9 protein-coding genes and 3 tRNA genes are annotated in these 10,161 nt (G+C 49.7%); 3 read left to right on the top strand and 9 right to left on the bottom strand.

Going from position 1 to position 10,161, the window contains the following annotated elements; all coding sequences use genetic code 11:
* Positions 1-44: 44 nt before the first annotated feature.
* The 3 genes from ACO6V1_RS20535 to ACO6V1_RS20525 form a co-directional block, all read right to left on the bottom strand.
* Positions 45-121 (bottom strand) — tRNA-Asp (locus ACO6V1_RS20535).
* A gap of 120 nt (positions 122-241) precedes the next feature.
* Positions 242-318: transfer RNA gene (locus ACO6V1_RS20530), tRNA-Asp, on the bottom strand.
* 38 nt (positions 319-356) lie between these two features.
* Positions 357-432: transfer RNA gene (locus ACO6V1_RS20525), tRNA-Val, on the bottom strand.
* A gap of 314 nt (positions 433-746) precedes the next feature.
* Here ACO6V1_RS20525 and rdgC point away from each other — a divergent pair.
* Positions 747-1,718, top strand: coding sequence for a recombination-associated protein RdgC (gene rdgC, locus ACO6V1_RS20520; RefSeq protein ID WP_163372131.1), 972 nt, complete (start codon positions 747-749; stop codon positions 1,716-1,718).
* Positions 1,719-1,844: 126 nt separating this feature from the next.
* Here the strand turns inward: rdgC and ACO6V1_RS20515 are convergent, their stop codons facing one another.
* Both ACO6V1_RS20515 and ACO6V1_RS20510 read right to left on the bottom strand, forming a co-directional pair.
* On the bottom strand, positions 1,845-2,762 hold the full coding sequence (locus tag ACO6V1_RS20515; RefSeq protein WP_422468283.1) for a hypothetical protein: 918 nt from the start codon (positions 2,760-2,762) through the stop codon (positions 1,845-1,847).
* A 169-nt stretch (positions 2,763-2,931) separates the two neighbouring features.
* Positions 2,932-3,795 carry a co-chaperone YbbN gene (locus ACO6V1_RS20510; protein WP_422451076.1) on the bottom strand — a complete coding sequence of 288 codons (864 nt, stop codon included), beginning with the start codon at positions 3,793-3,795 and terminating at the stop codon, positions 2,932-2,934.
* Positions 3,796-4,569: 774 nt separating this feature from the next.
* Between ACO6V1_RS20510 and ACO6V1_RS20505 the strand changes: the two genes are divergently transcribed.
* Positions 4,570-5,679, top strand: a complete 1,110-nt coding sequence (locus tag ACO6V1_RS20505) for a phosphoribosylaminoimidazolesuccinocarboxamide synthase (RefSeq protein WP_422468281.1) — start codon at positions 4,570-4,572, stop codon at positions 5,677-5,679.
* Between the two features lie 82 nt (positions 5,680-5,761).
* Here ACO6V1_RS20505 and bamC read toward each other — a convergent pair whose 3' ends face one another.
* Both bamC and dapA read right to left on the bottom strand, forming a co-directional pair.
* Entirely contained in the window at positions 5,762-6,949 is a 1,188-nt protein-coding gene (gene bamC, locus ACO6V1_RS20500) for an outer membrane protein assembly factor BamC (protein ID WP_422451073.1), read from the bottom strand.
* Entirely contained in the window at positions 6,949-7,824 is an 876-nt protein-coding gene (gene dapA / locus ACO6V1_RS20495) for a 4-hydroxy-tetrahydrodipicolinate synthase (protein ID WP_422451071.1), read from the bottom strand. The genes bamC and dapA overlap by 1 nt, the downstream gene beginning before the upstream one ends.
* A 261-nt stretch (positions 7,825-8,085) precedes the next feature.
* Here dapA and ACO6V1_RS20490 point away from each other — a divergent pair, with 261 nt between their 5' ends.
* Positions 8,086-8,598, top strand: coding sequence for a peroxiredoxin (locus tag ACO6V1_RS20490; protein WP_269674951.1), 513 nt, complete (start codon positions 8,086-8,088; stop codon positions 8,596-8,598).
* Positions 8,599-8,658: 60 nt separating this feature from the next.
* Here the strand turns inward: ACO6V1_RS20490 and ACO6V1_RS20485 are convergent, their stop codons facing one another.
* Positions 8,659-9,723 carry an AI-2E family transporter gene (locus ACO6V1_RS20485; protein ID WP_422451069.1) on the bottom strand — a complete coding sequence of 355 codons (1,065 nt, stop codon included), beginning with the start codon at positions 9,721-9,723 and terminating at the stop codon, positions 8,659-8,661.
* 58 nt (positions 9,724-9,781) lie between these two features.
* On the bottom strand, positions 9,782-10,009 hold the full coding sequence (locus ACO6V1_RS20480; RefSeq protein WP_101746343.1) for a sulfurtransferase TusA family protein: 228 nt from the start codon (positions 10,007-10,009) through the stop codon (positions 9,782-9,784).
* Between the last annotated feature and the right edge of the window lie 152 nt (positions 10,010-10,161).

The following is a 10,161-nucleotide window of genomic DNA, read 5'->3' as shown; positions in this document are numbered from 1 at the left end:
AAATTTTTTGCTCTGCTCACCTGCTTCTCAACACAGGCATAAAATGGCGGACCGGACGGGACTCGAACCCGCGACCTCCGGCGTGACAGGCCGGCATTCTAACCGACTGAACTACCGGTCCGCTGAAACTTTTCAATCATCCCAGCACTGTCATCAGTACTGAGGGAGGGAGACTTTACCAGAACTCTCCCCGATATCAAGCCCCACTCAGGACTTGTTAACACCAACAACGCAATAGAAATGGCGGACCGGACGGGACTCGAACCCGCGACCTCCGGCGTGACAGGCCGGCATTCTAACCAACTGAACTACCGGTCCGCTGTCTAGTTTCTAGTCTCTAGATACTAGTTTCTAGCTGGTGGGTGATGACGGGATCGAACCGCCGACCCTCTGCTTGTAAGGCAGATGCTCTCCCAGCTGAGCTAATCACCCTGAACTCTTAATCAAAGAGATTGTTGAGAACTTTGCTTTGTTCTCTCAAGCTTCCCGAGAGCCCCTCTCAACAACGCGGCGAATTATAAGCAGCTAACCTGTTGATACGCAACAGTTATTAAAAACTTTTTTTTATACCCTCTGTTTCTTTATCAATATCAATAACTAATTTACGGTCAGGTTTTGTTAACATGTGCTTTCCATCACAGCCTTGAGCCCATACTCGGAAGTGCAGCCCGACCATATGGGAGAACAGGGATGGGACGATATGGAAAGCGGCCAAACTTCCGACCAATCAGGATTCTGAAACGATCATGTGGTTTAAAAATCTTATCTTTTACCGGTTTACCCAGCCATTCAAAACGTCCGTTGACGATCTTGAAGAGCAACTCCGCCAGAAACGCTTTCGCAGCTGTGGCAGTCAGGATATGAGCACCTATGGCTGGGTTCCTCCGTTAGGCAAACAGGGTGAACTGCTGACCCATGCCGGCAATGGGTTCGTTATGATCACCGCCCGCAAGGAAGAGAAAATTCTTCCCGCCAGCGTGATCAATGAAGCACTGGAAGAAAAAGTTGAACAGATTGAACAGGAACAGGACCGCCAGGTTTTCAGCAAAGAGAAAAAAGCATTAAAAGACGATGTACTGATGGAACTGCTGCCCAAAGCATTCAGCCGCAGCCAGAACACCTTTGCTTATATTGATCCGGCAAAAGGCTGGCTGGTGGTGGATGCCTCTTCATTCAAGAAAGCTGAAGAGCTGACTTCCTGCCTGCGTGAATGCCTTGGCAGTCTGCCGATTATTAACCCGCCACTGAAAAACATGCCATCCCATGCCATGACACGCTGGCTGGCCCAGGAGATCCCCATGCCTGACAAGCTGGTGCTCGGTGATGAGTGTGAGCTGCGTGAGCCCGGCGATGAAGGGGGACAGGTAAAAGTCAGTAAACAGGAATTGATTGGTGAAGAGGTTGAGGTTCACCTTCAGGCAGGAAAACAGGTCAGCAAAATGGCGCTGATTTGGAATGATGCCCTGAGCTTTGTGCTTGGTGATGACCTGGTCATTCGTAAACTGAAGTTCACCGACTCCGTTCAGGAACAGCTAGATGAAGTTAACGCTGAAACAGCAGCCGAACAGTTTGACGCTGACTTCGCCATCATGACGCTGACGTTGCAACAAATGCTGGATGAACTGGTGGAAAACCTTGGAGGAATAAGCGAAGAAGCACTGGAAAGACAGGAGGTGGCCAGCTTCTCGGTGGAAATCCCGGAAAAAGAGACCGTTTAAGCGGTTGAAGCAAAAAGCGCACGACGGTTAGAGAGTTTCCCTCTGTGCGCTTGATGATTTTTGCCTGTGAATTGCCTTCTGGTTTTGACGACAGCCAACGCTGCCAAGTAGCAAAAGCGCCACCTCTCAACCACTCCCTGTTCTTTTCTGGACGCTACCAAGAAGCTGTTTTAGTTGTGGCACATCAAATTCTCTGCTGCCGGAAGGGAAGCCGCTGATAAAAATATTGTCATCGCTGAAATCTGATCCGATGACGTGTTGGAAATTACGCTTTATCTGCGCCTTAACCCCGGTAGCAAGATCCTGATAAAAAGAGGGACTCGACTTTCTTTCTTCACTGCGAATACTCGCAATAGCGTTATCCATTTTAGTGTAAACGAAATAGAGTGGGATACCCGCTTCTTTCACCTGACTTATCATAGTAGCAAGAGCATCAGAACGTACGGTGTTGAAACAATGAGGAACAATCACCGCATCATAGGCGAGGAGGCCTGAACGTTTGGCCATTGCCTCCGGGTTATAATCTGCCTTGATCTCTGGTAGTTCACACAAATAAACAGGTGTCTTATTTAGCCGGTAGCGCTTGGTATCCCGTTGCTTGGAGCGAACAACGGTTTCCCGGGCTGCGTCGGTCGCATTAACATCCACATCACGCAGAAGATTAATCAAAGCCGATTTTCCCCCGCCGTCGACCCCCAGAAACCCTATGTTGATGCACTGGGGGAAATTAACCGGTGACCCGGGATCAGGCTTCAGATTAGCATCGTGACCGGCAGCAGGTTTTGAGCGGTCAGTATTCTCGACCATTACCGATGGCTCGCCCGTCACAAGAGACTGGCCAGCCATTGGTATTGAAACCGACCGTTGGTACAGGTCAATGGTGGATGGCTGACTTTCCCCGACGGTGCCAAACAGTTTTTTTTTGACTGCTGATAATCCCGCTACAACCCGGCCGCAAAAATAGCTGATCAGGCGCAAAGGTTGTTTCAGGACGTAAGCGACAGCACTGCCGATTGCAGCTGCTCCATCGTACAAACAATTCATTATTAACCTCCTGATTCAACTGCTATCTCGACACCAATCCGGGTGAAAGAATGGCCCTCTTAATTTTTTGACCACAGGATCAATATAAAGTTCAGAAAAGATAGCACGAGCATTCCAGGAGACTGAGTCCGGGAATGCGAGTGGAGGATCAAGATTTGGTGAGACAAAATCAGTGCATTAAACCAAACAGCTTGCCGCGATAACGCTTGGCGATCGGATTACCCTGCCCCAGCTGATCAAACACCTGCAACATCAGCAGCCTGGCACCGTCTTCACGGAATTCACGGTCCCGACGAACAATCGTCAGCAAATTCTCCAGTGCCTCTTCATTCTGGTCAGCAATCACCAACCGGATCGCCAGCTGGTAGCGAGCCTCATGATCATTGTCATTATCCGCCAGCCGGGCTTCCAACTCATTCCGGGCAGGGGCGTCCGCAACCATTTCGTAGAAAGCCAGTTTGGCTTTCGGTTGGGCAATGCCTTCTGCATCGGCGGGGAGCACCGCCATCAACTGCCGGGCTTCGTCGATACGTCCCAGCTCCAGCAGCAGGTTTACCTGCAACACTTGCAGGGCATGGTTATCAGGCTCATCCTGCAAAATGTTCTGGAGCAACTCCAGTGCCTGGCCAGCTTCGCCTTCAGCCATCAGCGCTTCAACCTGCTGGCGAATCATTTCTGCCGGACTCATTGTCAACGGATCCAGCACTTCACGCAGCTGCTCTTCTGACTGAGGTCCACTGAACACCTTAACCGGTCTTCCCTGGTGCAAAACCACCTGTCCGGGTAACGCTCTTACCTGCAATTGACTCACCAGCTGCTGCGCCAGCATCTGCTCGGTTTCTGCGGCCACTTTCGCCAGTATCAGCTTCCCCTGGTAAGCAGCAGCCAACGCTTCCAGAACACCCAGCTGCGCCGAACAGGCCGGATCACTCTGCATACCTATATAGAGAAGCACGGGCTGATCTGCGGATTGCTGGAGCACTTCCTGAATATTCGCTTCTGTTACATCCACCACGAAGCTTTGCTCATTCATCACATTTGCCACCTTGAAATTCTGCTGGGATCAGGGCCTTTGCAGCAGCAATGACCACTAAACGATGAGGCAATAATAATGATACTTTCAGCTGACGATAAGGCCTTTGTCAGCATTTTTAACTCGCTGTTTTTTTTGCCCCCGGTTCCGTCTGAAGCAATGTGATTAAACACTTCACCGCAAGCCACCGGAGAATCGACCCGGCAGCACAAACTTTTTCTTTAAGAATATCTTGGAATTAACAGTACTTTGTATTAACAGACTTCAAGCCAACATCGCGATCATTACTTTACCCACAGAATCTGTGGATAAGTTTGTGGATGATCACTCACAACCCGTCACAAAGACCGATGTTTACTACCCCTTTATTAAACTGGTTATTTTTTGATCTATTTTTTTTCTATATTTTTCATGGACTTAGGATAAGTACTTACAAAATCAGTCACTTATGGCAGCGAAAAAAAATACACGTCAATCGCTTGACATTTGTGCATAAAAAAATTTTCCTCCCCCCTTGAACAAGAGCCATGAGCCATCCGCCGAAAACTCCGGGACGATGTCTAAATAACAAACAGTTATTAATAAACCCGATCCAAACTGAGCAGCCCCCTCACGATCTGCAGAGTGGTTTTGCTTCTTTTTCCTGTACAGAGAACACGGGTTATTTGCTATGATTTCCAACCGTACCTCCCCCCCTTGCGCCGGGTAGAGCTGTATCACCATCATGGGTGATAAATCGACATTACAAAACAGAATACAGAACAGGTAGCCGCAATGAGTCTTGCTGATAAGGTCCTGGCCGTTAACAACGATCTCCCGATTCGCACCGACCTTCCTATTCACTCCGGCAAGGTACGCTCCGTTTACTGGCTTACCGAAGCGGACAGCCGACGACTGATCAACGAACAAGGCCATGATGTCGCTGCCGATGCACCACTGGCCATTATGGTTATTTCTGACCGAATCAGTGCCTTTGACTGTATCTGGCATGGTGAGGGGGGGCTGAACGGTGTCCCCGGCAAAGGCGCTGCGCTGAATGCGATCTCGAACCACTGGTTCAATCTCTTCAAACAACATGGCCTGGCGGACAGCCATATCCTGGCGATCCCTCATCCACTGGTCTGGATTGTCCAGAAAGCGCAACCGGTAATGATTGAAGCCATCGGTCGTCAATATATTACCGGCTCAATGTGGCGGGCCTACAGCAAAGGCGAACGGGAGTTCTGCGGTATACGACTTCCGGAAGGGCTGGAGAAAGATCAACCACTGCCGGGGCTACTGATTACCCCATCAACCAAGGGGGTGTTAACAGGCATTCCCGGAGTCCCTGAGGCGGATGACGTCAATATTACCCGCAAGGACCTGGAAGGTAATTACAGGGCTTTCAATTTTCGCCATCCTGATGATATTGACCGCTACGAAACCCTGCTTCAGGAAGGCTTCACGGTTATCAGCCAGTCCCTGACTGCCCTGGACCAGATGTTTGTTGATACCAAATTTGAGTTTGGTTACGTCACCGATGCCCGTGGACAGGAAAAGCTGATTTATATGGATGAGGTTGGCACGCCGGACTCTTCCAGAATCTGGGACGGTGAAGCCTATCGTCAGGGCGAGGTGATTGAAAATTCAAAAGAGAGCTTCCGGCAGTTTCTGCTTAATCACTTCCCTGAGCCTGATATCCTGCTGAATAAAGAGCGAATGCCGGAGCGGGAAGCCCTTGCCAGAGATCACGCACTGCCGGAAAGCGCATTAATGGACCTTTCCAGAACCTACACAGCGATTGCTGAAAAGATTACCGGTAAGCCTCTCAAACTTTCTGACAACCCCAAGGCCGAGATTATTGAAATTCTGGATAAGGAATATGGTTTGATCGATGCCAGATAAACCATCAAAAGGAACAACTGTCGTTCAGGGATAGATGCAATAAAGCAGGCTTACGCCTGCTTTATTTATTGAAGATCATTATTTATTGAAGATTGTCCTGAATCACCTTGAGCAGTCTCTGACTGACATCTGCAGGCGCTGAGGTATTCACATCCTTTTCTACAGAAAGCTGAACCGCCTCAGAGTAATTACTCACCCTGACCGTCAGCGTTTTCTGCTCATCAGACACATCGGAGTCTTGATCATCACTGAACCAACCTGACCAGAAGCTCTTTTTCTCTTGCTCCTGTTCCAGTTGTGGCACACTGTCAGCAAGATAGAAAAGACCGGCGGAACGGTTACGATCAACAACCTTCAGTCCAGCATTATCCATAGCGTTGGCAGCAGCGTCCCAGACACGGGCATAGGACAGGCCACGTACCGTCAGCACCGGGTTACCATTACCATCCCGGCCCGCTTCTGTGACTGAAGCAATATCAAGCCCCTGAGCCTGGAGAGAAACCGATGACTGAACATCATCCCGTGCCAGGTAAACCAGCATCTCTGAGAGCACATCGTTTGCCTTCCGCTTGCTTGGCTCTCCCAGGTTATCCCAGTTCTCAGGAGTCGCAGCCGGTTTCCCTTTTTTAGCCAATGGCCGACCCTGATGATAGACATAAACCTCCGTGGTTCCGCCTTTCAGGCCATTGCGAACCTCAAAGCGAAAGCGTTCTTCCATCGGCTCAAGATCATCAGCACCAAATAACTTACCGAATGTCCGGTACATCACACCGTGATCTTTATCCTTGCCAAAGTCATGCCACTGGGTTTCAACAATGCCTTTGTCAAACTCTGTGCTGGCAATGCCAACACCCAGCTCTTCCATCAGCCATTCAATATAGCCCAGCACACCAGGCAACACTTCACCCGGCCCACGATCAACGGACAACCATTCCTGACTGCCATCGCGTTCAAGGCTGTAATGATCACCTTCTTTTAACATCAACCGCTGGGAAGGCCTTGGAACTTCGAACTCCCGTGGCAGTTTCTGGTCAGTCAGGCCAGCCTCTGGAATCACCAGAATATCCCCCAGTTCCCTGGCCTGAGTTCCCGCCGGCAAGGTGATGGGCTCAGCGGTCTGCGCCTCGATGTAGTCTCCGGCACGATCCCGCAGATACCCCTGCTGGCCAAAAGGGTTGGCACAACCTGTCAGCACCAATGCGCTGATCACAACAGACAGGCCCAACCGGGCATGCCTTGGCAACTCACTGATCCTTTGACCTGGAACCATCAAATCAACCCCGCCTTTTGCAGTGCACTTCTAACATCGGAGTGATAACACTCCGACAGGGGCGTCAATGGTAAACGAATACCGTCCTTGATCATCCCCATCTCCTTTAATGCCCATTTTACTGGAATCGGATTGGCTTCCAGAAAGAGCTGACTGCTCAATGCTTCAATCCGGGCGTTGAGCGCTTCTGCTGTACTGCGATCGCCCGCCGTGGCAGCAACACATAATTCATGCATAATCTTTGGTGCAACATTATTGACTACAGAGATAACGCCATTTGCCCCCTGGAGCATCAGCTCCATACCGGTAGCATCATCACCGGAGTAGATGGCAAAGTCTTCACCACACAACGCCCGAATCTGCTGGCCACGCTCAACAATGCCCGTGGCTTCCTTAACGCCGACAATATTGTCCAGCTGGCTCAGGCGACCAATGGTTTCCGGCAGCAGATCCACCGCCGTTCGGCCGGGAACATTATAGAGGATCTGGGGAATCGCCACCGATTCAGCCACCGTTTGGTAATGAAGGTAAAGCCCTTCCTGAGTCGGCTTGTTGTAATAAGGGGTCACCAGCAAACAGGCATCCACGCCCAGTGCCTTGGCTTCCGCCGTCAGGTGGACGGCCTCTGCGGTTGAGTTTGCCCCGGTACCGGCAATCACGGGAATCCGGCCATTCACCTGGTCCACCATGCGTTTTATGGCTTCACAATGTTCCTGCACCGTCAGAGTGGCTGACTCACCCGTGGTACCCACCACTACGATCCCATCCGTCCCCTGGTCAATATGATGCTCTACAAGGGCATGCATACTCTCCCAGTCCAGCTCACCATTGCCATACATGGGGGTAACAATAGCCACCAGGCTCCCGGTAATCATCAGTTCACTCCTAAAGGCAGAATCTTGCGTAATGTTACTAACGCCCTTTTACATTCACAAGGCCGAAATCCATCCCGGCCAGGCTGTTTATTGAACTTTGTTGAAAAACTGAAGTCGAATAAGATAAAAAGTTGGGAAAAAAAGAAGAGAAAAAGCTTAAAATTTTTGAATACCTTTTAAGACCTGCCTTTTTTTCAGTGATGGTTTAAACTAACTCCCCTGAAATTAATAATGACTAATGAGAGCGACTAAGGATAAAACATGAGCGTAACTCTGGGCCAACCCGTTCCTGACTTTACCGCCCAAGCGACCAGCGACACGACGGTCAAACTCTCTGAACTCAAAGGCCGTAAAGTCGTCCTGTTTTTCTACCCAAAAGACAATACCCCAGGCTGTACCAGTGAAGGACAGGCCTTCAGAGATCATTACAGCCAATTTCAAGAGTCAGACACGCTGGTCTTTGGCGTATCCAAAGATGGCATCAAGGCTCATGAAAACTTCCGGGCCAAACACGAGTTCCCTTTTGAGCTGATCTCCGATAAAGATGAAACGCTCTGCAAACTGTTTGACGTCATCAAGTTAAAGCAGATGTATGGCAAGGAGTATATGGGTATCGAGCGAAGCACCTTCCTGATCGATAGCAATGGTGTACTGCAACACGAGTGGCGAAAGGTTCGCATTAAAGGGCATGTTGAAGATGTTCTGCAGGCCGCACAAATGGTAGACACTCAGGCGCAGACCGACAGCAGTGACAACAGCAATGAAGAGGAGTAATAAAAACACTCTCTTGCGGACTGAAAAAGCGGGCATTGCCCACTTTTTCAGTAGTTGTCTTTAACTTAACTCCACATCCGCCACTGTCGGCCAGGCATTCATTACCGCCTTTAACAAGGTTGCCAGAGGAATGGCAAAAAAGATTCCCCAGAACCCCCACAAACCGCCAAACACCAGAACGGCAATAATAATAGCAACAGGATGAAGGTTCACCGCTTCAGAGAACAGCAGCGGCACCAGCACATTACCATCCAGCGCCTGAATGATCCCATAGCACACCATCAGAATCACAAACTGATCATCCAACCCCCATTGGAAAAAACCAATAATGGCAACGGGAATCGTCACCACGGTCGCCCCGATATAGGGCACAACAACCGAGAAACCGACCATCACCGCCAGAAGCGCAGAATAGCTTAACCCTAACAGGGCAAACAGCACATAACTGACACCCCCGACAATAACAATTTCTATCGCCTTCCCCCGGATATAGTTGGCAATCTGGTCATTCATCTCATCAGCAACCTGGTCAATCAGCCTGCGACGGCGAGGGAGAATACCGGCCATCCAGCCCAGCAAAACCTCTTTATCCTTGAGAAAAAAGAAAACCAGGATAGGCACCAGAATCAGGTAGACCAGAAGAGCAACAATACCGGGGAGCTTGGACAGCGAAAAAGACAATACCCACTGACCAAAGTCGGCCAGGTGCTTATTAATGGTTGTGACCAGCAGGCTGACCTGGTGTTCAGAAACAAAACCGGGGTATAGATCTGGCAAACTCACCAGCAACGCCTGCCCTTGGCGAACCATGCCTGGCATGGCATTTAACAGGTGTGTCACCTGTTCCCACACCAGTGGCACCACCACAAAAATCACCAGCAACAACGCGGCAACAAATCCGGTAAAAACCAGGTTAACGGCCAGAAGATGAGGCATTCGCTGTCGCTCAAGCCAGTTCACCAGGCCTTGCATCAGAAACGCAAAAATCAAAGCAGCCAATGCCGGTGCCAGCATTTTTCCCATGGTCAGCACAACAACAAAGCCAACCAGCAACAGGATCAGAAGAACAATCGCTTCCTGATCCGAGAGATAGCTGTGCAACCATCCCTTAATGACATTCAGCATCAAATGCTCCGTTAGTTATTCAACGACTCAAGATTCATTATTCAACTCAAATCCCTTACTACTTATGCTGCAATGTATGGATATAAACGCCGTGTTCTTCTTCACTGGCCAGCAGGATATGCCCGCTGATATTAGCAAAGCTGGCAAAATCCCTGACCGAACCGGGATCTGTCGCATACACTCTGATAACCTGACCTGACTGCATTCGACTGAGTGCCTGTTTGGCTTTCAGCAGTGGCAGTGGACAGTTCATACCTTTAAGATCAAGCTCCTGATCAACATCCATAATAACGACTCATTCTTTACAGGCTGCAACAGTAAAAACACCCAACGTGAATATCAACGACAGTTTAACCGTCAAAACTGTTTAAGCACTTTAGCGGGCAACTGGTTAAAAGAGGAAATATCCCGTCTATGAACAACCACTATTATGACTAC

It is taken from the genome of Endozoicomonas sp. ALC013 (genome assembly GCF_049310205.1).
In the GTDB taxonomy this organism is placed as follows: domain Bacteria; phylum Pseudomonadota; class Gammaproteobacteria; order Pseudomonadales; family Endozoicomonadaceae; genus Endozoicomonas.
Note: the sequence above shows the minus strand (reverse complement) of the source record. Positions and strands in the feature narration are given on the sequence as shown.